This is a genomic window from Escherichia sp. UTM R2 (assembly GCF_048593455.1).
Lineage (GTDB): Bacteria > Pseudomonadota > Gammaproteobacteria > Enterobacterales > Enterobacteriaceae > Escherichia > Escherichia coli.
Genome location: NZ_JBFWDY010000002.1, coordinates 2,223,895 through 2,246,215, shown reverse-complemented (window position 1 = coordinate 2,246,215; position 22,321 = coordinate 2,223,895). Strand labels below are relative to the sequence as shown.

Annotated in this window: 21 protein-coding genes and 3 pseudogenes; 10 read left to right on the top strand and 14 right to left on the bottom strand. The window is 46.4% G+C overall.

Annotated elements, in window-relative coordinates; all coding sequences use genetic code 11:
- Positions 1-64: 64 nt before the first annotated feature.
- From uxaB to sad, 5 genes are all read right to left on the bottom strand, one after another.
- Positions 65-1,516 (bottom strand): tagaturonate reductase, encoded by a 1,452-nt coding sequence (gene uxaB, locus AB4H76_RS11750; RefSeq protein WP_000854624.1) that lies wholly within the window; start codon positions 1,514-1,516, stop codon positions 65-67.
- 226 nt (positions 1,517-1,742) lie between these two features.
- Positions 1,743-3,161 (bottom strand): diguanylate cyclase, encoded by a 1,419-nt coding sequence (locus AB4H76_RS11745; RefSeq protein ID WP_000558044.1) that lies wholly within the window; start codon positions 3,159-3,161, stop codon positions 1,743-1,745.
- Between the two features lie 138 nt (positions 3,162-3,299).
- Entirely contained in the window at positions 3,300-3,659 is a 360-nt protein-coding gene (locus AB4H76_RS11740) for a DUF4186 domain-containing protein (protein WP_001191027.1), read from the bottom strand.
- Positions 3,659-4,585: a glutaminase B gene (gene glsB / locus AB4H76_RS11735; RefSeq protein WP_000257409.1), complete on the bottom strand. Its 927-nt coding sequence runs from the start codon at positions 4,583-4,585 to the stop codon at positions 3,659-3,661. The genes AB4H76_RS11740 and glsB overlap by 1 nt, the downstream gene beginning before the upstream one ends.
- A gap of 63 nt (positions 4,586-4,648) precedes the next feature.
- Complete coding sequence (gene sad, locus AB4H76_RS11730) at positions 4,649-6,037, bottom strand: succinate-semialdehyde dehydrogenase (protein ID WP_001296740.1); 1,389 nt, start codon at positions 6,035-6,037, stop codon at positions 4,649-4,651.
- A gap of 100 nt (positions 6,038-6,137) precedes the next feature.
- Here sad and ptrR point away from each other — a divergent pair, with 100 nt between their 5' ends.
- The 3 genes and pseudogenes from ptrR to ydeA all read left to right on the top strand — a co-directional run bounded on the left by ptrR (position 6,138) and on the right by ydeA (position 9,550).
- Entirely contained in the window at positions 6,138-7,019 is an 882-nt protein-coding gene (gene ptrR, locus AB4H76_RS11725; RefSeq protein WP_000366497.1) for a putrescine utilization regulator PtrR, read from the top strand.
- 76 nt (positions 7,020-7,095) lie between these two features.
- Positions 7,096-8,210, top strand: a pseudogene (gene yneK, locus AB4H76_RS11720) (putative protein YneK).
- Positions 8,211-8,359: 149 nt separating this feature from the next.
- Positions 8,360-9,550 carry an L-arabinose MFS transporter gene (gene ydeA, locus AB4H76_RS11715; RefSeq protein WP_000210804.1) on the top strand — a complete coding sequence of 397 codons (1,191 nt, stop codon included), beginning with the start codon at positions 8,360-8,362 and terminating at the stop codon, positions 9,548-9,550.
- A gap of 24 nt (positions 9,551-9,574) precedes the next feature.
- On the opposite strand, the gene marC is transcribed toward ydeA, so the two are convergent.
- Positions 9,575-10,240 (bottom strand): NAAT family transporter MarC, encoded by a 666-nt coding sequence (marC, locus tag AB4H76_RS11710; protein ID WP_000885033.1) that lies wholly within the window; start codon positions 10,238-10,240, stop codon positions 9,575-9,577.
- Positions 10,241-10,451: 211 nt separating this feature from the next.
- Here marC and marR point away from each other — a divergent pair, with 211 nt between their 5' ends.
- From marR to marB, 3 genes are read left to right on the top strand one after another with little or no spacing between them, the layout of a single operon-like run.
- Positions 10,452-10,886: a multiple antibiotic resistance transcriptional regulator MarR gene (marR, locus tag AB4H76_RS11705; RefSeq protein ID WP_000843419.1), complete on the top strand. Its 435-nt coding sequence runs from the start codon at positions 10,452-10,454 to the stop codon at positions 10,884-10,886.
- A gap of 19 nt (positions 10,887-10,905) precedes the next feature.
- Positions 10,906-11,289, top strand: coding sequence for an MDR efflux pump AcrAB transcriptional activator MarA (gene marA, locus AB4H76_RS11700; protein WP_000091199.1), 384 nt, complete (start codon positions 10,906-10,908; stop codon positions 11,287-11,289).
- A 31-nt stretch (positions 11,290-11,320) separates the two neighbouring features.
- Complete coding sequence (gene marB, locus AB4H76_RS11695; RefSeq protein ID WP_000803659.1) at positions 11,321-11,539, top strand: multiple antibiotic resistance protein MarB; 219 nt, start codon at positions 11,321-11,323, stop codon at positions 11,537-11,539.
- A gap of 56 nt (positions 11,540-11,595) precedes the next feature.
- Here the strand turns inward: marB and AB4H76_RS11690 are convergent, their stop codons facing one another.
- From AB4H76_RS11690 to AB4H76_RS11670, 5 genes and pseudogenes are all read right to left on the bottom strand, one after another.
- Complete coding sequence (locus AB4H76_RS11690) at positions 11,596-13,035, bottom strand: 6-phospho-beta-glucosidase (RefSeq protein ID WP_000012618.1); 1,440 nt, start codon at positions 13,033-13,035, stop codon at positions 11,596-11,598.
- Positions 13,036-13,059: 24 nt separating this feature from the next.
- Complete coding sequence (locus tag AB4H76_RS11685; protein ID WP_077491360.1) at positions 13,060-14,733, bottom strand: carbohydrate porin; 1,674 nt, start codon at positions 14,731-14,733, stop codon at positions 13,060-13,062.
- A 55-nt stretch (positions 14,734-14,788) separates the two neighbouring features.
- The gene (locus AB4H76_RS11680) at positions 14,789-15,100 is read right to left on the bottom strand and encodes a PTS lactose/cellobiose transporter subunit IIA (protein WP_001296721.1); all 312 of its coding nucleotides are present in this window, start codon (positions 15,098-15,100) and stop codon (positions 14,789-14,791) included.
- 27 nt (positions 15,101-15,127) lie between these two features.
- Positions 15,128-16,449 (bottom strand): annotated as a pseudogene (locus AB4H76_RS11675) (PTS sugar transporter subunit IIC).
- A 114-nt stretch (positions 16,450-16,563) separates the two neighbouring features.
- Complete coding sequence (locus AB4H76_RS11670; RefSeq protein ID WP_000722571.1) at positions 16,564-16,875, bottom strand: PTS sugar transporter subunit IIB; 312 nt, start codon at positions 16,873-16,875, stop codon at positions 16,564-16,566.
- A 198-nt stretch (positions 16,876-17,073) separates the two neighbouring features.
- On the opposite strand from AB4H76_RS11670, the gene AB4H76_RS11665 reads away from it, so the two are divergent.
- On the top strand, positions 17,074-17,772 hold the full coding sequence (locus tag AB4H76_RS11665) for a GntR family transcriptional regulator (RefSeq protein ID WP_000577184.1): 699 nt from the start codon (positions 17,074-17,076) through the stop codon (positions 17,770-17,772).
- 44 nt (positions 17,773-17,816) lie between these two features.
- On the opposite strand, the gene eamA is transcribed toward AB4H76_RS11665, so the two are convergent.
- Positions 17,817-18,716, bottom strand: coding sequence for an O-acetylserine/cysteine exporter (eamA, locus tag AB4H76_RS11660; RefSeq protein ID WP_000087216.1), 900 nt, complete (start codon positions 18,714-18,716; stop codon positions 17,817-17,819).
- A gap of 194 nt (positions 18,717-18,910) precedes the next feature.
- Between eamA and ydeE the strand changes: the two are divergent.
- The 3 genes and pseudogenes from ydeE to mgtT all read left to right on the top strand — a co-directional run bounded on the left by ydeE (position 18,911) and on the right by mgtT (position 20,425).
- Positions 18,911-20,099, top strand: a pseudogene (gene ydeE, locus AB4H76_RS11655) (efflux MFS transporter YdeE).
- A gap of 126 nt (positions 20,100-20,225) precedes the next feature.
- Positions 20,226-20,321: a protein MgtS gene (mgtS, locus tag AB4H76_RS11650; protein WP_000901367.1), complete on the top strand. Its 96-nt coding sequence runs from the start codon at positions 20,226-20,228 to the stop codon at positions 20,319-20,321.
- Positions 20,321-20,425, top strand: coding sequence for a protein MgtT (mgtT, locus tag AB4H76_RS11645; protein WP_211180496.1), 105 nt, complete (start codon positions 20,321-20,323; stop codon positions 20,423-20,425). The genes mgtS and mgtT overlap by 1 nt, the downstream gene beginning before the upstream one ends.
- 114 nt (positions 20,426-20,539) lie before the next feature.
- On the opposite strand, the gene dgcZ is transcribed toward mgtT, so the two are convergent.
- Positions 20,540-21,430: a diguanylate cyclase DgcZ gene (dgcZ, locus tag AB4H76_RS11640; protein ID WP_000592826.1), complete on the bottom strand. Its 891-nt coding sequence runs from the start codon at positions 21,428-21,430 to the stop codon at positions 20,540-20,542.
- Positions 21,431-21,684: 254 nt separating this feature from the next.
- Positions 21,685-22,077 (bottom strand): YdeI family stress tolerance OB fold protein, encoded by a 393-nt coding sequence (ydeI, locus tag AB4H76_RS11635; protein WP_000671731.1) that lies wholly within the window; start codon positions 22,075-22,077, stop codon positions 21,685-21,687.
- Between the last annotated feature and the right edge of the window lie 244 nt (positions 22,078-22,321).

The window sequence follows — 22,321 nt, the reverse complement described above, 5'->3', positions numbered from 1 at the left end:
TGTTGTAACTAATATAGTGAAATAAGAAACCCGGTCGAAACCGGGTTCAGAAGTAACGGTGTTATTAGCACAACGGACGTACAGCTTCGCGCATCCCTTTTTCAAGAATCGCATCCAGGTCATTAGCAACCTGCTCGACCAGACCAGGCACTTGCGTCAGGTCCTGCTCCCAGTGGTCTTTTTCTGCCAACACAATCGCTACCAGTTCCTGGGTACCGATAACACGGTCACGATGCTGGCTCCAGAGTTGCTGATAACGTTCCAGCCAGTGTGCATCGTCCTGTACCGGATATGTTTCTCCGTTACGCTCACCACGATAGAAGGCAATCAATGCCGCTAATGCGAAAGTAAGGCGCGCCGGAAGTGTGCCTTTTGCCTTCTGCCCTGCCAGCAGCTGCGGCAGGATGCGAGTGCGGAACTTGGTCATACCGTTGAGCGCGATAGACAGCAGCTGATGCTTAATGTACGGGTTACGGAAACGCCCGGTGACTGCACTGGCGAAAGATTCCAGTTCATCACGAGGCAAATCCAGTACCGGAATAATTTCTTCGTAGATAGCTTTTTCAACGAATGCGCAAATTTCAGCATCGTTCATCGCTTCACCTACGGTATCCAGCCCTGCCTGGAACGCCACCGGCACCAGCGCGGTGTGCGCACCGTTGAGGATTGCCACTTTGCGTTCTTTGTACGGTTTAATATCGTCAACAATCAGCACGTTGAGCGGATATTTGTCCAGACGCAGTTCAGTCGCTAAGGATTTCGGTCCCTGAATCACAAACAGGTAAAAGTGTTCAGCGGTGTCGAGAAAACCATCGTGATAACCCAGCTCTTCTTCCAGTTTAGCCACTTCATCGCGCGGATAACCGGTAACGATACGGTCCACCAGCGTAGAACAGAAGCTGTTAGCCTGATCCAGCCATTGAATAAATGCTTCTGGCAGTGCCCACTCTTGCGCATAGCGCAGCACCAGTTCACGCAACGCGTCGCCATTGTAGTCGATCAACTCACACGGGATGATGATCCAACCTTTATCCAGCGCACCGTTGAAATGGCTAAAACGTTCGAACAGCAGACGGGTCAGTTTTGCCGGATAACTTACCGCTGGCGCGTCATCGAATTTATCGCCCGCATGGTAGCTGATACCCGCTTCGGTGGTATTAGAGAAAACAAAGCGCATTTCCGGGTTGTGAGCCAGTTTCAGGAATTCATCGTATTCACTGTAGACGCTGATTTCACGATTAACCGAGCGAATCAGACGCGCGTCGCTGACCGCTTCCCCCTTCTCATTCAGGCCACGGATAATGGTGGTATACAGACCATCCTGCGTGCTCAGTGACGGTGGGAATGAAGTTTCAATCGGACGAACAACGACCACACCAGAATTCAGATCGGTGTGCTCATTCAGGAGATCGATTTGCCAGTCAACAAAGGCGCGCAGGAAGTTACCTTCACCAAACTGAATGATACGTTCTGGATACTGTGCACCGGGAAAATCGCGACGATTTAGTGTTTTCACAATGGGTTCCCTTCTGATTAGTCATACAACCTGTTTGAATTGGTACGACAGGTTAGCAAACTTTAATACGCCGAACCCCTGTTTTGATCAACTCCTGATGATTAATGAGCAGTTTTATGAGAAAAGTGTGGCGCGGATCATGGTTTAATCGAGGAAATACGCCTTTTCCTGGATCATAAAGTGGTAGAACACATTGCATTCAAATCGCGCGGAATGAATAAAGATGTCAGACAACTTCCTCACCGTAACGCATAGTGCTGGTACGGTTGCGCCCATCTTTCTTCGAGCGATACAGACACGTATCGGCTTCGACCATCAATTTATTAAAATCATCGGTCAGCGTTCGGTACGATGCGCGACCACTACCGACGCCAATACTTACCGTGAGATAAAGCGTTTTTTGTTGCCAGGTGAATGGTTGCAGTTCAACGCCTTTACGGATTTTTTCCGCCATTAGCAGACCATCGACAGGATTCACCGACGGCACTGCAACAGCAAATTCTTCGCCGCCCATGCGCGCCACCAGCCCCTTATCACCGACAATCTTCTGAATATGCCGGGCAAACACGCTTAACACTTTATCGCCACATTCATGTCCATAGTTATCGTTAATGCTTTTGAAATAGTCGATATCAAGCAGCATGACCGTCAGATGTTGTGTCTGTTTCAGCGATGGACTTTTCAGCGCCTCATAAAGACCGGACCGTGAGTAAACCTGAGTCAGAAAATCAAAGTCGGCTCGCAGCGCAACTTGCTTCATTAGCGAATTGATCGCTGCCACGCTAAAAGAAACCATAATTGGGCATATCGCCATCGTGGCAATACCGAGACGTGCGGAGAACATTTCCGGAATGGAGAACGGCGAACCGACCGAGATATCAATCACCGAATTTGCCACCAGTACGATTTCCACCGCACCGGTGACAAAGGTCAACAGACATGTTACCTGCGGCGTATAGCGCACTGCACACCAGATTAATGCAGGCAGCGGGAACGCCAGACTCCCCGCTCCGCCAATGACTACCGAGGCAATAACCGACACAATAAGCGCGATGGCGGGCATCATCTGTTCTGCTTTAAAGCGCGGCAGCACTCCAGGAATAGCCAACGTCAGCATACAAGGCACGATCAACACGCCCGTTGAGAATTGCTCACTGAACCAGTCCGCAAGCAAAGGCCAGAAATCCAGACTATCAATACTGACCGAACCAATCGCCCCGACAATAGCGCATAATAATGCGGCAATCAGACAGTAATTAAATAGCCGTAAGGCACTTACTGGCTCATACTTATTTTTCCCCAGACGCTTATCCCGCACGACCAGTAAGGCGACGGTAACAATAAACATCATATTGGAGAAATTGATAACCAGTGAAACCAGTCCCCATTCGGTGGTTATGGCATCATAAACCAGCATCGCCACATAACTGATCGCATAGTAATGCAGTCGATTAAGCCAGACATAGCGGGCAAACACCCCCGCCATTACGCCATTCAGCGGCCAGAAAAGAGAAAGTTCGTGAACCAGCCGTAACTCTGCACCAATAAAATAGAACAGCGTGGTTAGCGCAAAAATAGCGATGCTATTACGTAGCAGATGACCTTCCTGGAACAAACGGAAAGTTGAAATGGGGTGTACATGCATTAATTATCTGTCCATACAATTGCGGGTGGCAATTATCTCAACGTAATAAGTAAATTCTCATAAAGGATAGCATGTTCGCTAACAGCGGCGGCAAATAAAGGTACCCTGGGAATGCTATTTTATCGTTTTCCGCAATTCTCATGGCTGATTCATCTGTACAACCAGCCAGTGATAGATTACCGCCACGATATAACGTTGTTGTTCTTCGCTTAACGAAACACCCTGCGGAATGTTATGCCACTTAGCCAGACAACCGCGACAGCAGGTCGCGGTGGCGTGCTGAGCGATAAACACCGGATGCCCGCGCATGGGGGTTTGCTTACCGTCATTAGCCGGTAATGCCGGAGCAAGACGTTTAGCGACAAAATCCGCCGCATGTTGTTCGATGACTGGCGCGCCTTTCTCCAGGCAATACTGACGCTCTTTCATGCCCAGACGAAAGCGAGAGCGAAATTTTGAACGGGATAAACGCGCGAAGAGTGGATCGAGAGACTGCATTAATAAACCGAACGCCCTAACTGTTTCGTCAATTGTTCAAGGACGGCAATACCCGCAAGCGAGTTACCTGCATCATCCAGTTCCGGACTCCAGACAGCGATGGCCATTTCATGCGGAACAATCGCCACAATACCGCCACCAACGCCAGATTTCGCCGGTAGCCCCACCCGCCAGGCAAACTCCCCCGCGTTCTGGTACATACCACTGGTCGCCATCAGCGCGTTAATTTGCCGCGCCTGCATTGGCGTCACCACAGGTTCATCAATATGAATAGCTTTCCCCTGATTAGCCAGAAAGACAAACGTCCTGGCCAGCTCTACACAGCTCATTTTCAGAGCGCAGTAATGAAAGTAGTTTTGCAGAACGGTTGTCACATCATGATGGAAATTGCCAAACGACTTCATCAGCCAGGCGATAGCCGCATTTCGCGCGGAATGTTCAAATTCGGAACGCGCTACCACCGTATCGTATGAAATATCAGACACACCGCTTAAGCCGCGCACGACTTCCAGCATACGTTGCCGTGGTGCGCTTAATCGCCCTTGCAACATATCGCAAACCACCAGCGCACCAGCATTAATAAACGGATTACGCGGAATACCCTGCTCCATTTCCAGTTGCACTAAAGAATTGAACGGTGATCCAGACGGATCTTTGCCGACGCGTTGCCAGATTTCCTCTTCGGAGTAATGACGCATGGCGACAACGAGACTCAGCACTTTGGAAATAGACTGAATGGAAAAACGTTCTTGCGCGTCTCCGGCCTGAAAAAGCTGTCCGTCAACGGTACAGATAGCAATGCCCAATCGGGAACCGTCTACTGTAGCCAGCGCCGGAATATAATCCGCGACTTTACCCTGACCAATGAGCGGCCGCACTTGCCGCAAGATGTTTTCTAAAATTGCATTATCCATGGCGACTGCCACTTTCTACTCCTGGACCGCAGGTCTGAAAAGACCTGCGAGTATATCAGAGCTGAATATGTCGCGTCAGATCCGGTCTTTCCACACCGTCTGGATATTACAGAATTCGTGTAAGCCGAAATGGGAAAGCTCACGACCAAAGCCACTCTTTTTCACGCCACCAAAGGCCACTCGCGCGTCGCTGGCACAATAACCATTGATAAACACCCCACCGCATTCCAGACGTGCCGCCATCTGTCTGGCCTGTGTTTCGTCGGTGGTAAAAATGGTCGCTGAAAGGCCGAACTCACTATCATTAGCCAGTTCCAGCGCATGTTCTGCATCTTTCGCAACGGTGATTGCCGCAACAGGGCCAAACATTTCTTCCCGAAACGCGGTCATTTCTGGGGTAACATTCGCCAGAACCGTTGGCGGATAGTAGTTACCTGCCCCAGCCATCTTTTCCCCGCCCAGTAACAAACGCGCACCCTGCGCCAGGGTTTTCTCCACCTGATGATGCAGCTCATCACGTAAATCAAAACGAGCCATTGGTCCGAGAGCATTCTCTTCATCACGGGGATCGCCCATTTTCAAGGCTGCCGCAGCTGCCACAAAACGTTCGGTAAATGCAGAAGCAATTCCCTCTTCGATAATAAAGCGTTTTGCCGCTGCACAAACCTGTCCGGTATTCTGATAACGTCCGGCTACCGCCGCTTTAACCGCCAGTTCCAGATCGGCATCGTTAAGCACAATAAATGGATCCGAACCGCCCAGTTCCAGTACGCATTTTTTCAGTGCCGCTCCAGCCTGTGCGCCAATAGCTGCTCCCGCACGAACACTTCCGGTCACCGTGACAGCAGCAATGCGCGAATCTTTAATCATTTGACTGACACCGTCGTTGTCGGCATTCAGCCAGCCATATACGCCTTGCGGGATTCCCGCATCTTTAAACACCTGGGCAATGAGCTGAGCACAGCCCATCACATTCGGCGCATGTTTAAGTAAGTAGCCGTTACCTGCAAGAATGATGGGAACCGCGCCACGCATCACCTGCCATAACGGAAAGTTCCACGGCATAATCGCCAGAATCGTCCCCAACGGTCGATACTCAATAACTGCCTGCTGATTTTCCACCAGCGTAGGTTCCGCCTTCAGCATTGCCGGACCATGTTCTGCATACCAGTCACACAAATTCGCCGATTTCGCCACTTCAGCGCGCGCCTGATTGATTGGTTTGCCCATTTCACGGGTGATCATTTGCGCCATTTCTTCGCTACGGGCGCGCAGAGCCTTACCGATACCACGCAGTTTTTCAGCACGATAATCTATATTTGTCTCGCGCCAGTCGCGAAAGCCTGCTGCCGCCAGCTGAAGTGCGTTTTCGATATCGTTAGCGCCAGCCCACGGCAGCACAGAAAGTTGTTCACCCGTGGCAGGATTTATTGAAATTGCATGAGTTGCCGGAGTAATGGTCATCGGGGTATCTCCTTTATGAGTCATGGTATGAAGATACGCAGATTTACTCTTGCTTTAAAATGAATAATATTAAGCCACTTATTCACGAATCGAGAATGTTATGGATCTGACCCAACTGGAGATGTTCAACGCGGTTGCCGAAGCTGGCAGCATTACCCAGGCTGCAGCAAAAGTGCATCGCGTACCGTCGAATCTCACTACCCGTCTACGCCAGCTGGAAACAGAACTGGGGGTAGATCTGTTTATTCGCGAGAATCAGCGTTTACGTCTCTCTCCTGCCGGGCATAACTTTTTACGCTATAGCCAACAAATTCTCGCGTTAGTGGATGAAGCGCGGAGCGTTGTCGCTGGCGATGAGCCGCAAGGTTTATTTTCTCTTGGTTCGCTGGAAAGCACCGCAGCAGTGCGCATTCCGGCCACGCTGGCGGAATTCAACCATCGTTATCCCAAAATTCAGTTTTCACTTTCCACCGGCCCTTCCGGCACTATGCTGGAAGGAGTGCTGGAGGGAAAACTGAATGCGGCATTTATTGATGGGCCCATTAACCATACTGCCATTGACGGGATACCGGTATACCGCGAGGAGCTGATGATCGTCACGCCACAAGGTCATGCGCCAGTAATCCGCGCCAGTCAGGTTAACGGCAGTAACATTTATGCCTTCCGCGCCAATTGTTCGTATCGTCGCCACTTCGAGAGCTGGTTTCATGCTGACGGTGCCGCTCCGGGAACTATCCATGAAATGGAGTCTTATCACGGAATGTTGGCCTGTGTGGTCGCAGGAGCAGGCATTGCGCTTATTCCACGCTCTATGCTGGAAAGTATGCCGGGGCATCACCAGGTTGAAGCGTGGCCGTTAGCTGAGCAATGGCGTTGGTTAACAACCTGGCTGGTCTGGCGTCGCGGTGCGAAAACGCGTCCGCTTGAGGCATTTATTCAACTACTGGATGTGTCTGACTCGGCAAAACAGAGTTACCAATGAGCTATTTTGATAGTTCTTGCGGCTAATATGCTCTATATAGTGATGTTCCGATGACTTATGACTATATGGGGCAAATATGGTTACGCCAGTAAGCATCAGCAATTACATATCTCTTCCTGATGATTTTCCCGTTCGTAATATTGCACCACAGGTAAAAGAAGTTTTAAAGGACTTTATTGATGCGCCAAGTACAATAATATGTGATGAAGAGTGGCGCACGTCTTTAAACATCAACTCAGCCACAAAAAAGATATTTAATAACCTTGATAACTTATCATATATTCAGAGGACTTCTTTTCGGGGTAACGACACGCTATACAATGAAAAGGTTCAGTTTAAACTCACTTATCCCGTCAAGAATGGAAGACACAAAGAAAATATTGAATTTCAGGTAGTAATAAATTTAAGCCCTATTTATTTAGATAATTTTCGCCATGATGGAGAAATTAATATTTTTGCGCTCCCAACCCAAAGCCTGTCACTATGGGGCGCGTATTTCAGACCGGCGTCGAGCGTGTGCCATTTCTGTTTCTGAATGATTTTATTGAACAATTTCCAATGATCAACCTTGGCGTTCCCATCAAAAGAGCGCATACACCACATATTGAACCCCTGCCTCCGGATCGCCATACCGCTGCAGATTACTTACGCCAGTTTGATTTGCTTGTCCTGAATTTTATCTCTCGCGGTAATTTTGTCATACTCCCCCGATTATGGAGTAACTCTGAGGTTCACAGATGGTTCGTCAATAAAGATCCTAACTTGATCACCGCCATTCTCGACATAACAGACGGCGAATTAAAAGAGGATTTATTGCAAAGCCTGATGGATTCATTAGGTTCTAACAAACATGTACTACCCGAAGTCTGCATCTGCTTTTTATCCCTTTTAGCAGAACAAGAATCTCCTCATTTTCAGGACTTTTTTTTATTTTTCGCCAATATGTTATTGCACTATCACCAATTTATGAATCCCAATGAAAGTGATCTGAATGACGTGTTGATGCCAGCATCATTAAGTGATGATAAAATTATCAAACATATGGCGCGCAGGACCCTCAAACTGTTTGTAAAAAATGAAACGCCGCCAAAAGTTACTCACGAAGACCTGGTGAAAAACAGGCCTCGCTCCCCTGTCAGACCACCTATACCCGCAACCGCCAAAACGCCAGACCTCCCTGAACGTCATTAAACCGTGATGTTACCGACTCTCTGACGCGGAACAGAATCAGCGTCAGAGAAACGGAAAACGCGATCCAGATCACAAATGCATTGTATTCACATCATTAACCGTTTTAAGATCATTTCATCACTTTTTCGCAACTCACCCGATAATCTGTTATGACAACAAACACTGTTTCCCGCAAAGTGGCGTGGCTACGGGTCGTTACGCTGGCAGTCGCCGCCTTCATCTTCAACACCACCGAATTTGTCCCTGTTGGCCTGCTCTCTGACATTGCGCAAAGTTTTCACATGCAAACCGCTCAGGTCGGCATTATGTTGACCATTTATGCATGGGTAGTGGCGCTAATGTCATTGCCTTTTATGTTAATGACCAGCCAGGTTGAACGGCGCAAATTACTGATCTGCCTGTTTGTGGTGTTTATTGCCAGCCATGTACTGTCGTTTTTATCGTGGAGCTTTACCGTTCTGGTGATCAGTCGCATTGGTGTGGCTTTTGCGCATGCAATTTTCTGGTCGATTACGGCGTCTCTGGCGATCCGTATGGCTCCGGCCGGGAAGCGAGCACAGGCATTGAGTTTAATTGCCACCGGTACAGCACTGGCGATGGTCTTAGGTTTACCTCTCGGGCGCATTGTGGGCCAGTATTTCGGTTGGCGAATGACCTTCTTCGCGATTGGTATTGGGGCGCTTATCACCCTTTTGTGCCTGATTAAGTTACTTCCCTTACTGCCCAGTGAGCATTCCGGTTCATTGAAAAGCCTCCCGCTATTGTTCCGCCGCCCGGCATTGATGAGCATTTATTTGTTAACTGTGGTGGTTGTCACCGCCCATTACACGGCATACAGCTATATCGAGCCTTTTGTGCAAAACATTGCGGGATTCAGCGCCAACTTTGCCACGGCATTACTGTTATTACTCGGTGGTGCGGGCATTATTGGCAGCGTAATTTTCGGTAAACTGGGTAATCAGTATGCGTCTGCGTTGGTAAGTACGGCGATTGCGCTGTTGCTGGTGTGCCTGACATTGCTGTTACCTGCGGCGAACAGTGAAATACACCTCGGGGTGCTGAGTATTTTCTGGGGGATCGCGATGATGATCATCGGGCTTGGTATGCAGGTTAAAGTGCTGGCGCTGGCACCAGATGCTACCGACGTCGCGATGGCGCTATTCTCCGGCATATTTAATATTGGAATCGGGGCGGGTGCGTTGGTAGGTAATCAGGTGAGTTTGCACTGGTCAATGTCGATGATTGGTTATGTGGGCGCGGTGCCTGCTTTTGCCGCGTTAATATGGTCAATCATTATATTTCGCCGCTGGCCAGCGACACTCGAAGAACAGACGCAATAGTTGAAAGGCCCATTCGGGCCTTTTTTAATGGTACGTTTTAATGATTTCCAGGATGCCGTTAATAATAAACTGCACACCCATACATACCAGCAGGAATCCCATCAGACGGGAGATCGCTTCAATGCCACCCTTGCCCACCAGCCGCATAATTGCGCCAGAGCTGCGTAGACTTCCCCACAAAATAACCGCCACCAGGAAAAAGATCAGCGGCGGCGCAACCATCAGTACCCAATCAGCGAAGGTTGAACTCTGACGCACTGTGGACGCCGAGCTAATAATCATCGCAATGGTTCCCGGACCGGCGGTACTTGGCATTGCCAGTGGTACAAAAGCAATATTGGCACTGGGTTCATCTTCCAGCTCTTCCGACTTGCTTTTCGCCTCCGGTGAATCAATCGCTTTCTGTTGCGGAAAGAGCATCCGAAAACCGATAAACGCGACGATTAAGCCGCCTGCAATTCGCAGACCGGGAATCGAAATGCCAAATGTATCCATCACCAGTTGCCCGGCGTAATACGCCACCATCATGATGGCAAATACGTACACCGAGGCCATCAACGACTGACGATTACGTTCGGCACTGTTCATGTTGCCTGCCAGGCCAAGAAATAGTGCGACAGTTGTTAATGGGTTAGCTAACGGCAGCAACACCACCAGCCCCAGGCCAATTGCTTTAAACAAATCTAACATTGGTGGTTGTTATCCTGTGTATCTGGGTTATCAGCGAAAAGTATAAGGGGTAAACAAGGATAAAGTGTCACTCTTTAGCTAACCTTGCATCGCATTGACCAAAACTTGAACCGATTTAGCAAAACGTGGCATCGGTCAATTCATTCATTTGACTTATACTTGCCTGGGCAATATTATCCCCTGCAACTAATTACTTGCCAGGGCAACTAATGTGAAAAGTACCAGCGATCTGTTCAATGAAATTATTCCATTGGGTCGCTTAATCCATATGGTTAATCAGAAGAAAGATCGTCTGCTTAACGAGTATCTGTCTCCGCTGGATATTACCGCGGCACAGTTTAAGGTGCTCTGCTCTATCCGCTGCGCGGCGTGTATTACTCCGGTTGAACTGAAAAAAGTGTTGTCGGTCGACCTGGGAGCACTCACCCGTATGCTGGATCGCCTGGTCTGTAAAGGCTGGGTTGAAAGGTTGCCGAACCCGAATGATAAGCGCGGCGTATTGGTAAAACTTACCACCAGCGGCGCGGCAATATGCGAACAATGCCATCAATTAGTTGGCCAGGACCTGCATCAAGAATTAACAAAAAACCTGACGGCGGACGAAGTGGCAACACTTGAGCATTTGCTTAAGAAAGTCCTGCCGTAAACAAAAAAGAGGTATGACGATGTCCAGACGCAATACTGACGCTATTACCATTCATAGCATTTTGGACTGGATCGAGGACAACCTGGAATCGCCACTGTCACTGGAGAAAGTGTCAGAGCGTTCGGGTTACTCTAAATGGCACCTGCAACGGATGTTTAAAAAAGAAACCGGTCATTCATTAGGCCAATACATCCGCAGCCGTAAGATGACGGAAATCGCGCAAAAGCTGAAGGAAAGTAACGAGCCGATACTCTATCTGGCAGAACGATATGGCTTCGAGTCGCAACAAACTCTGACCCGAACCTTCAAAAATTACTTTGATGTTCCGCCGCATAAATACCGGATGACCAATATGCAGGGCGAATCGCGCTTTTTACATCCATTAAATCATTACAACAGCTAGTTGATAACGTGACAACGTCACTGAGGCAATCATGAAACCACTTTCATCCGCAATAGCAGCTGCGCTTATTCTCTTTTCCGCGCAGGGCGTTGCGGAACAAACCACGCAGCCAGTTGTTACTTCTTGTGCCAATGTCGTGGTTGTTCCCCCATCGCAGGAACAACCACCGTTTGATTTAAATCACATGGGTACTGGCAGTGATAAGTCGGATGCGCTCGGCGTGCCCTATTATAATCAACACGCTATGTAGTTATTGTCAGGCTCTGATCACAGAGCCTGACATCTCCGTAATATCTTCCTGAAGTCTCAAATATTTTCGCCATTGTTGGCGATGAGATCCCGATACCAGTAAAACGACGCTTTACGTATCCGTTCCAGCGTTCCCTTCCCTTCGTTGTCTTTATCGACATAAATCATTCCGTAGCGCTTTTTCATTTCCCCTGTTCCGGCAGAAACCAGGTCAATGCAGCCCCACGGGGTGTAGCCAATTAAGTCAACACCATCTTCGACTACGGCTTTTTTCATTTCCCGAATATGGGAAGCAAAGTAATCAATGCGATAGTGATCGTTCACCGTGCCGTCAGCTTGTCTCTGGTCAACTGCACCAAATCCATTTTCGACAATAAACAGCGGCAATTGAAAATGATCCCAGAACCAGTTGAGTGAATAACGTAGCCCTGCCGGATCAATTTGCCATCCCCATTCGGATGTATCGATATAAGGGTTGCTGACCAAGTCTCGTGGTTCAACATAATCCAGTTGCGGGTTATCGGGCGAAAATTGTGTCGTAAAAGACATGTAGTAGCTAAAACCGATAAAGTCGACACATCCACTGGCAAGAATCGCGTTATCTTCTGGTGTGATATCGAGGTTGAATCCTTTCCTGGCAAAGTAATTCAGCATATGTTGCGGATAATATCCACGAGCATGAACATCAGTAAACCAGTAACGACGATGCATCGCTTTCGTGGCCATCATCATATCGTTGGGTGCACACGTCAGAGGATAGATGGGGCACATGGCGATCATACAGCCAATGTTAAATTCAGGATTGATCGATTTTCCAGTCTGTACCGCCAGGGCACTGGCAACTAACTCGTAATGTACCGCCTGGTACATTATTTGTTCGCGCTCATTGATATCTTCCTCTGGCGAATACAAGATACCGGAATTAGTAAATGGACACAGGCTTTCGCTGAAATTCACCTGATTATTGATTTCGTTAAACGTCATCCAGTACTTTACTTTTTCTTTATAGCGCGTGAAGACCGTTGATGCGAAGCGGATAAAAAAGTCGATCAGTTTACGGTTTCGCCAGCCACCATATTTTGTCACCAGATGATAAGGCATCTCAAAATGTGAAAGCGTCACCACAGGTTCCATTCCCTGCTTAAGGCATTCATCGAACAGATCATCATAAAATTGTAAACCCTCTTCATTCGGCTCCTGTTCGTCACCTTGCGGAAAGATTCGTGTCCAGGCAATGGAAGTTCGAAAGCATTTGAATCCCATCTCGGCAAATAACTGAATATCTGTTTTATAGCGATGATAAAAATCAATTGCTTCATGATTGGGATAATTAAGCCCGTCGATAACGCCTTCTGTCACTTCACGCGGCACCCCGTGAGCGCCAGCAGTCATCACATCAGCGATACTGATGCCTTTTCCTCCTTCATTCCAGCCACCTTCCAACTGATGCGCGGCTACCGCGCCGCCCCATAAAAAACCTTTTTTAAATCCTGACATACACAACTCCTTAACTAAAATAGATTACCACCAGACTTCCGCCTGGATGCCGGCCATAAACTCGTCTTTGCTGTTCTCATTAAACTTAAAATTCGATAATTCGTTATCCAGAATATTGATATACGTTCCATAGAAGCGAATTTCTGGTCGTGAACCTAAAATGCTTTCACCCACTTTCAATGCATGCCAGAGTGTCGTTTTATAAGCCGATTCATTTAGTGTTACACCCTGCTGAGTTTTGTTCTGTTGCTTAAACCAGCCTAATTCAAGCCCCGTCTGATTCCATGTATTCCAGATCCAGGCCGGTCTTATTACAGTGCGAATACTGTCAAAATCACTATGAGCACCACTTTCATAACTATAAACATCTTCGCCGTGAGAATAGACAAGCGCGTTAGCCATAATAATATTGTCAGTAAGATACATCTCGCCCTGAGAGATTAAACGCCAGGCGATCCCATTGGTATGGTCACCATAGTAATAGCGACCGTGCGCCATCGTATTACTGGCATCTGAGAAACTGGCAAAACTGCTGGCATAGGAATTATTGGCAACCTGTAACGTAAATTCATTAAACGTATCGCGTTGCAGGTTTTGCCGTAAAACAGAAGTCAGCATCCAGCTATCTTTCATTTCAAAATAACTGTTGTGATTTTCGTTATCTTGTTGTTGATCCGTTTTATTAGGTGCGGAATATTTAGCCATTAATGATAATGTCGCATCATCCCATAACGGGATATTGCGATAACGAACATCCACAGAATTGGTATTCATCTGGCTGGTACGCGAAAAATCACGAGAGTAAACATCGACATCATCACGGCTTAAGGACATATCAAACAGCCCTACACCAAGTGCCCAGTTTTCAATCCCCACACCCGCGGCGACATCCGTGGTTAAGGTTTTCCAGTCCAGCATCTGGATCTCATATTGCGGGAGTTTATGTTTGCCGACCCAGAAGTCTGCCTCTGGTGCGAAGGGTAAAAAACCTCGCGTTGTCAGGTAAATATCGCTGAACTGCATGATATTTTCATTGGCACTGTCACCAAACCAGGCATCGTTATACTGCTCACCCACGTTGCCATCATAGGTAACGACCGCATTTGCCGTTTTACCGTCCTGATTATAAACACGCTGATTTAAGGTCAGGTCAAACCAACCGCTCATCTCATTACCAAAACGTCCCAGAGAACCCGCTGCATAAGTTTGTGGTGAGCCGTGATTACCAGTACCCCAGCCTGAGCGGAAGTACCCCTGATAGCTGAACCCAATATCATCCTTTATATATTTACTGATATCTTTCAGGGTCACGCTTTCGATAGTGGTTTTGTCGCCTTTACTTTCAATAACGGCAACTTGCTGCGATCCATTTATAGTATGCGCTGCGGTAAACGAGTTCTGTTCACCGTTTTCATTTTTGATGTTATCAGCGACGGGAGATGTCGCTGATATTTCAGCAAGCGAGGCTGATTTATATTTGTTTTCCGTGATGCTTTTTTGTAAGGTCGAAAGTCGGGATTTATATACTCCCAGTTCATTCTGTGTTGCTTTCAGCTCTTGTTTATTTTGCGACAATTCATTTTCAAGCAATTCAAGGCGCTGCTCTATGGTTAATTTTGTTGCCATCGCGTTCAATGGAAACAATGCTGTAATAATAGAAAAAGACAAAAGGCTGACGTTAAGCGTCTTTATATTCATGACTTATCCTTAAGAGTATAATAATTTCCTCCAGCTATCGCACTGGAGGAAAAAATCAGGCATGGAGTTCTTTTCTTAATGAAATAATTTCCCTGGCTAAATCCTGGCATAATATTGCATTCATCAAATGATCCTGTGCATGAATCAGAATTAAATTAACTTTTATTTTGCCACAGCCTTCATCCTGACTAATTAATGCGGTCTGAATCTTATGTGCCTGAAGACAGGCAGATTCAGAACTGGCCATTAGCTGAGTTGCGCCCTGCCAGTCTTTTTGCCCGGCACAACGTATGGCTTCCATCGCGTCAGAACGTGCCTGCCCCGCGTTGACCAGTAACTCCATAACAAGTTCTTCATCTGCAAACATCACAATCTCCTTCCTGGGTAAATGGAATTATCCGTTAGTTGTCATGTTATTGACTTTGTTGGCGGCAATAACAAAAGGTAAATAGATCATTGTCGCCACACCTAAACATAAAAAACCAACCAGTAAAGCCAGCCAGTTCCCCCGGTTCCGAGGAAAGCAATTAAAGGTCCGGGCGTAGTCCAGGGCACGGCATAAGCAACCGGTGGAATAATTTCCATCGAAACAAAGAAGTAACCAATGGCACAGTTAACAATGGGAACCATAATAAACGGCACCATCATGATGGGGTTAAGTACAATAGGAAGGCCAAACATTATCGGTTCATTGATATTGAAAATACCGGGGATAAATGACATTTTTGCCAGATCACGGTATTCCGCACGCTTAGAAGCGATAAAAATAGCCAACAATAACCCCAACGTCATACCTGAACCGCCGCAGTTGGCGAATGCATCATTAATAGAAGTCCAGGTAATCGGATATGGCGCGCCCCAGGTAGTGCCATGTTGAGCGGCCCAGGAGAGATTCTCCAGATTAGCCTCAGAAAAAACGGTTTCTCGAATTGCCGATGTGGTATTAGGTCCGTGGATCCCCAGCACCCACAGGAAATTACCCACAGCCCCCAGGATAATTACCGCAAAGATATTCGTTCCCATATGTTTGAGCGGCGTCTGGATTAATGTGTAAATAAGATCGTTTAGTCCTGCCGGGGATATCAGTGTCAGGCAATAATTAAGTGCGGAAAAGAACACCATGACAAAAAATATTGGCAATAAAACTTTAAATGAACGCGCTACCGCAGGCGGTACAGCTGCCGGCATCGTTATGGTGATTTTTGGGTTTCGAGCTAAGCGACAAAATATTTCACTGGTGATCAATGCAACGATAACAGCAACAAACAACCCCTGCGCGCCGAGATATTTGGTCGTCAGGAATGCTTGCCCATCTATCATCTGATATGGCGTATAAACAATAAAAAATGCTCCTATTGCCGTTAATCCGCATAAAAGATCATCTTGCTCATAGCTAATCGCCATATTCCTGGCTACCAGGAAAGCAATCATAATTGACATGATATTTACAGAACCATTCATTACCGGAGTAAAAATAGCTTGTGCTTTTTCAAGGTTGGGGAAAATGCTATTCAGATGCAGTAATCCGGCAATAAAACCGTCTGGCGATAATATGGCAAAGTTAATTAATATAATTAATGAACTTGCCATGATAATTGGAAACGTAAAAACGAATCCATCTCTCACCGCTGCAACATGTTTTTGTGAGTTTAACTTGATAGCAACTGGAACAAGAAAACGTTCCATTCCACGTTCGAATGAGGCCATTAATCCCATTTTTTTATACCTGTTGTTTTGGATATTTATACATCCCAATAAAGCATGTATGCCATATCCATTTTATGATGTGTGAAAAGTTAGTTCAGGTAATAGTTTAATAATATTAGATTCTTACTCTTGCAGTAGTTTCATCGCAAATTCAAGAACTGCCTGTCCGTTCATGGTGCCGTAGTCTTTCATCTCGATAACGGCTACAGGCATTTTCCCCTGTGCAACGGCTTCAATCTCTGGTTTCTGAAAGCGAACTTGCGGGCCAAGTAAAACAACGTCAACTTCGTTATTTTTAATTTTCCCTTTAGCCTCTGCAATCGCCAATGCGGAAATATTAACTTCAAGTGAAATAGCGTTAGCATGATCAATCATACGTTTAACCAGCATACTGGTTGACATGCCCGCAGCGCAAACTAACAATATTTTTTTCATATTTTCCCTTACTGGTATATAACAGATTACATTGTTTAAATATCATATCCCGCAGTAGCTATACGTCCTGGTACATTGATCACAGTAATACAGTGATAAAGTTGTTCAACATCAGGGTGATTATTAAACGACTCGGCCATACGATAAACCAATCAGGACTCAACTCCTTGTTTTCAATGGCTCTTAAAAGGTGCAAAAGTGATTTTTCAAAAGATTGCCCGCTTACTTAAATCCGAAATCAATGGCAATTCATGGCATGTTGGTGATTTGTTGCCGTCAGAAGCGGAACTCGCTGTTCGTTATAATGTTTCGCGTAATACCCTGCGTAAGGCATTATCCTTGCTGGAAGGCGAAGGAATTATTCACAGAAAGCATGGTTCAGGAACATACATTCAAAAAAAGAATTTTGTTGCACACATTGATCACATGAACAGTTTCAGTGAAATTGCGCATAAAAGCGGCAAAGAGGCAGGGAGTCAGATTATGAAATTTGAAGTGCAGGATGCTTCACCCACTATTGCGACTGAGCTGAATTTAGTGACTGGTGAGCAGGTTTATTACATAAAGAGACTGCGATTCATTGAGGATAATGCAGCACAATTAGAAGAAACGTGGATGTCAGTAGCACGTTTTCCTGATTTAACCGTGTCACATATGCAAAAATCCAAATTTTCATATATTGAGAATGAATGCGGGATCAAAATCATTGGCACCTTTGAAACTTTCTCCCCTACTTTTCCTACCCCAGAAATCGCCAGTATTTTACGGATCAGCCCACGGGATCCCATACTTAAAATTCAGACCCAGGCTGTGGACAGTAACTCTATTCCGCTGGATTATTCGTTACTTTACAGCAATATTTTCGAGTTCCAGGTAAAGTACTTTTTCCCGCGATAAAAGCAGACGCACAGAGTGCTGACATCACATTCTGTGCGTATGGTTTAGCCTCTAACCTTTACCGCTTTACGCCACCGCAAGCCAAATACATTGATATACAGCCCGGTCATAATGAGCACCGCACCTAAAAATTGCAGACCCGTTAAGCGTTCATCCAACAATAGTGCCGCACTTGCCAGTCCGACTACGGGCACCAGTAACGATAACGGTGCAACCCGCCAGGTTTCATAGCGTCCCAGTAACGTCCCCCAGATCCCATAACCAACAATTGTCGCCACAAACGCCAGATACATCAGCGACAAGATGGTGGTCATATCAATAGTAACCAGACTGTGAATCATGGATGCGGAACCATCGAGAATCAGCGAGGCAACAAAGAAGGGAATGATTGGGATTAAAGCGCTCCAGATTACCAGCGACATCACCGCCGGACGCGTTGAGTGCGACATGATCTTTTTATTGAAGATGTTGCCACACGCCCAACTAAATGCTGCAGCCAGGGTCAACATAAAGCCGAGCATCGCCACATGCTGACCGTTCAGACTATCTTCGATTAACACCAGTACGCCAAAAATCGCTAAGGCGATCCCCGCCAATTGTTTGCCATGCAATCGCTCCCCGAAAGTAAACGCGCCAAGCACGATAGTAAAAAACGCCTGTGCCTGTAACACCAGCGAAGCCAGTCCAGCAGGCATACCGAAGTTAATGGCACAAAAAAGAAAAGCAAACTGCGCAAAACTGATGGTTAATCCATACCCCAGCAGCAAATTCAGTGGTACTTTCGGTCGTGCGACAAAAAAGATAGCCGGAAAAGCGACCAGCATAAAGCGCAAACCGGCCAGCATCAGCGGTGGCATGTTATGAAGCCCCACTTTGATGACCACAAAATTTAGCCCCCATACGACCACTACCAGTAGCGCCAACACCCCATCTTTTCGCGACATTCTACCGCCTCTGAATTTCATCTTTTGTAAGCAATCAACTTAGCTGAATTTACTTTTCTTTAACAGTTGATTCGTTAGTCGCCGGTTACGACGGCATTAATGCGCAAATAAGTCGCTATACTTCGGATTTTTGCCATGCTATTTCTTTACATCTCTAAAACAAAACATAACGAAACGCACTGCCGGACAGACAAATGAACTTATCCCTACGACGCTCTACCAGCGCCCTTCTTGCCTCGTCGTTGTTATTAACCATCGGACGCGGCGCTACGCTGCCATTTATGACCATTTACTTGAGTCGCCAGTACAGCCTGAGTGTCGATCTAATCGGTTATGCGATGACAATTGCGCTCACTATTGGCGTCGTTTTTAGCCTCGGTTTTGGTATCCTGGCGGATAAGTTCGACAAGAAACGCTATATGTTACTGGCAATTACCGCCTTCGCCAGCGGTTTTATTGCCATTCCTTTAGTGAATAACGTAAAGCTGGTGGTGCTCTTTTTTGCCCTCATTAACTGCGCCTATTCTGTTTTTGCTACCGTGCTGAAAGCCTGGTTTGCCGACAATCTTTCGTCCACCAGCAAAACGAAAATCTTCTCAATCAACTACACCATGCTAAACATTGGCTGGACCATCGGTCCGCCGCTCGGCACGCTGTTGGTGATGCAGAGCATCAATCTGCCCTTCTGGCTGGCAGCTATCTGTTCCGCGTTTCCCATGCTTTTCATTCAAATTTTGGGTAAAGCGCAGCGAGAAAATCATCGCCACGGAAACAGGCAGTGTCTGGTCGCCGAAAGTTTTATTACAAGATAAAGCACTGTTGTGGTTTACCTGCTCTGGTTTTCTGGCTTCTTTTGTAAGCGGCGCATTTGCTTCATGCATTTCACAATATGTGATGGTGATTGCTGATGGGGATTTTGCCGAAAAGGTGGTCGCGGTTGTTCTTCCGGTGAATGCTGCCATGGTGGTTACGTTGCAATATTCCGTGGGCCGCCGACTTAACCCGGCTAACATCCGCGCGCTGATGACAGCAGGCACCCTATGTTTCGTCATCGGTCTGGTCGGTTTTATTTTTTCCGGCAACAGCCTGCTATTGTGGGGTATGTCAGCTGCGGTATTTACTGTCGGTGAAATCATTTATGCGCCGGGCGAGTATATGTTGATTGACCATATTGCGCCGCCAGGAATGAAAGCCAGCTATTTTTCCGCCCAGTCTTTAGGCTGGCTTGGTGCCGCGATTAACCCATTAGTGAGTGGCGTAGTGCTAACCAGCCTGCCGCCTTCCTCGCTGTTTGTCATCTTAGCGTTGGTGATCATTGCTGCGTGGGTGCTGATGTTAAAAGGGATTCGTGCAAGACCGTGGGGGCAGCCCGCGCTTTGTTGATTTAAGTCGAACACAATAAAAATTTAATTCAGCCTTCGTTTAGGTTACCTCTGCTAATATCTTTCTCATTGAGATGAAAATTAAGGTAAGCGAGGAAACACACCACACCATAAACGGAGGCAAATAATGCTGGGTAATATGAATGTTTTTATGGCCGTACTGGGAATAATTTTATTTTCTGGTTTTCTGGCCGCGTATTTCAGCCACAAATGGGATGACTAATGAACGGAGATAATCCCTCACCTAACCGGCCCCTTGTTACAGTTGTGTACAAGGGGCCTGATTTTTATGACGGCGAAAAAAAACCGCCAGTAAACCGGCGGTGAATGCTTGCATGGATAGATTTGTGTTTTGCTTTTACGCTAACAGGCATTTTCCTGCACTGATAACGGATCGTTGACACAGTAGCATCAGTTTTCTCAATGAATGTTAAACGGAGCTTAAACTCGGTTAATCACATTTTGTTCATCAATAAACATGCAGCGATTTCTTCCGGTTTGCTTACCCTCATACATTGCCCGGTCTGCTCTTCCAATGACCACATCCAGAGGCTCTTCAGGAAATGCGCGACTGACACCTGCTGTCACGGTAATGTTGATATGCCCTTCAGAATGCGTGATGGCATGGTTATCGACTAACTGGCAAATTCTGACACCTGCACGACATGCTTCTTCATCATTAGCCGCTTTGACAATAATGATAAATTCTTCGCCCCCGTAGCGATAAACCGTTTCGTAATCACGCGTCCAACTGGCTAAGTAAGTTGCCAGGGTGCGTAATACTACATCGCCGATTAAATGCCCGTAGGTATCATTAACCAATTTAAATCGGTCAATATCCAACAACATTAAATAAAGATTCAGAGGCTCAGTGTTGCGTAACTGATGATCAAAGGATTCATCAAGAACCCGACGCCCCGGCAATCCCGTCAAAACATCCATATTGCTACGGATCGTCAGCAAATAAATTTTGTAATCGGTTAATGCCGCAGTAAAAGAAAGCAACCCCTCCTGAAAGGCGTCGAAATGCGCGTCCTGCCAGTGATTTTCAACAATAGCCAGCATTAATTCCCGACCACAGTTATGCATATGTTGATGGGCAGAATCCATTAGCCGAACGTAAGGTAATTCATCGTTATCGAGTGGCCCCAGATGATCAATCCACCGACCAAACTGGCACAGTCCATAAGAATGGTTATCCGTTATTTCTGGCTTACTGGCATCTCTCGCGACCACGCTGTGAAACATACTCACCAGCCACTGGTAGTGGGCATCGATAGCCTTATTGAGATTTAACAAGATGGCATCAATTTCCGTTGTCTTCTTGATCATTGCCACTCCTTTTTCACAGTTCCTTGTGCGCGCTATTCTAACGAGAGAAAAGCAAAATTACGTCAATATTTTCATAGAAATCCGAAGTTATGAGTCATCTCTGAGATAACATTGTGATTTAAAACAAAATCAGCGGATAAAAAAGTGTTTAATTCTGTAAATCACCTCTGCATTATCGTAAATAAAAGGATGACAAATAGCATAACCCAATACCCTAATGGCCCAGTAGTTCAGGCCATCAGGCTAATTTATTTTTATTTCTGCAAATGAGTGACCCGAACGACGGCCGGCGCGCTTTTCTTATCCAGACTGCCGCTAATGTTGATCATCTGGTCCGGCTGAACTTCTCGTCCATCAAAGACGGCCGCAGGAATAACGACATTAATTTCACCGCTCTTATCGCGAAAAACGTAACGGTCCTCTCCTTTGTGAGAAATCAAATTACCGCGTAGTGAAACCGAAGCGCCATCGTGCATGTTTTTTGCGAAATCAACGGTCATTTTTTTTGCATCATCGGTTCCGCGATAGCCATCTTCTATTGCATGAGGCGGCGGTGGCGCTGCATCCTGTTTTAAACCGCCCTGGTCATCTGCCAACGCATAAGGCATGACAAGAAAACTTGCTAATACAATGGCCTGAAATTTCATACTAACTCCTTAATTGCGTTTGGTTTGACTTATTAAGTCTGGTTGCTATTTTTATAATTGCCAAATAAGAATACTGCCAATTGTTATAAGGCATTTAAAATCAGCCCACTAGCTGTCAAATATTCAGAGAATTTAACTCACTAAAGTTAAGAAGATTGAAGAGTCTTAAACATATTTTCAGAATAATCGGATTTATATGTTTGAAAATTATTATATTTGACGAGCATACAGAAAAAGCAAATCA

Bases quoted from the DNA above. Each gene is read 5' to 3' on its own strand.
- AB4H76_RS11745 (WP_000558044.1), bottom strand. From the start codon at position 3,161: ATGCATGTACACCCCATTTCAACTTTCCGTTTGTTCCAGGAAGGTCAT.
- AB4H76_RS11740 (WP_001191027.1), bottom strand. From the start codon at position 3,659: ATGCAGTCTCTCGATCCACTCTTCGCGCGTTTATCCCGTTCAAAATTT.
- sad (WP_001296740.1), bottom strand. From the start codon at position 6,037: ATGACCATTACTCCGGCAACTCATGCAATTTCAATAAATCCTGCCACG.
- ptrR (WP_000366497.1), top strand. From the start codon at position 6,138: ATGGATCTGACCCAACTGGAGATGTTCAACGCGGTTGCCGAAGCTGGC.
- ydeA (WP_000210804.1), top strand. From the start codon at position 8,360: ATGACAACAAACACTGTTTCCCGCAAAGTGGCGTGGCTACGGGTCGTT.
- marC (WP_000885033.1), bottom strand. From the start codon at position 10,240: ATGTTAGATTTGTTTAAAGCAATTGGCCTGGGGCTGGTGGTGTTGCTG.
- marA (WP_000091199.1), top strand. From the start codon at position 10,906: ATGTCCAGACGCAATACTGACGCTATTACCATTCATAGCATTTTGGAC.
- marB (WP_000803659.1), top strand. From the start codon at position 11,321: ATGAAACCACTTTCATCCGCAATAGCAGCTGCGCTTATTCTCTTTTCC.
- AB4H76_RS11690 (WP_000012618.1), bottom strand. From the start codon at position 13,035: ATGTCAGGATTTAAAAAAGGTTTTTTATGGGGCGGCGCGGTAGCCGCG.
- AB4H76_RS11685 (WP_077491360.1), bottom strand. From the start codon at position 14,733: ATGAATATAAAGACGCTTAACGTCAGCCTTTTGTCTTTTTCTATTATT.
- AB4H76_RS11680 (WP_001296721.1), bottom strand. From the start codon at position 15,100: ATGTTTGCAGATGAAGAACTTGTTATGGAGTTACTGGTCAACGCGGGG.
- AB4H76_RS11670 (WP_000722571.1), bottom strand. From the start codon at position 16,875: ATGAAAAAAATATTGTTAGTTTGCGCTGCGGGCATGTCAACCAGTATG.
- eamA (WP_000087216.1), bottom strand. From the start codon at position 18,716: ATGTCGCGAAAAGATGGGGTGTTGGCGCTACTGGTAGTGGTCGTATGG.
- mgtS (WP_000901367.1), top strand. From the start codon at position 20,226: ATGCTGGGTAATATGAATGTTTTTATGGCCGTACTGGGAATAATTTTA.
- mgtT (WP_211180496.1), top strand. From the start codon at position 20,321: ATGAACGGAGATAATCCCTCACCTAACCGGCCCCTTGTTACAGTTGTG.
- dgcZ (WP_000592826.1), bottom strand. From the start codon at position 21,430: ATGATCAAGAAGACAACGGAAATTGATGCCATCTTGTTAAATCTCAAT.
- ydeI (WP_000671731.1), bottom strand. From the start codon at position 22,077: ATGAAATTTCAGGCCATTGTATTAGCAAGTTTTCTTGTCATGCCTTAT.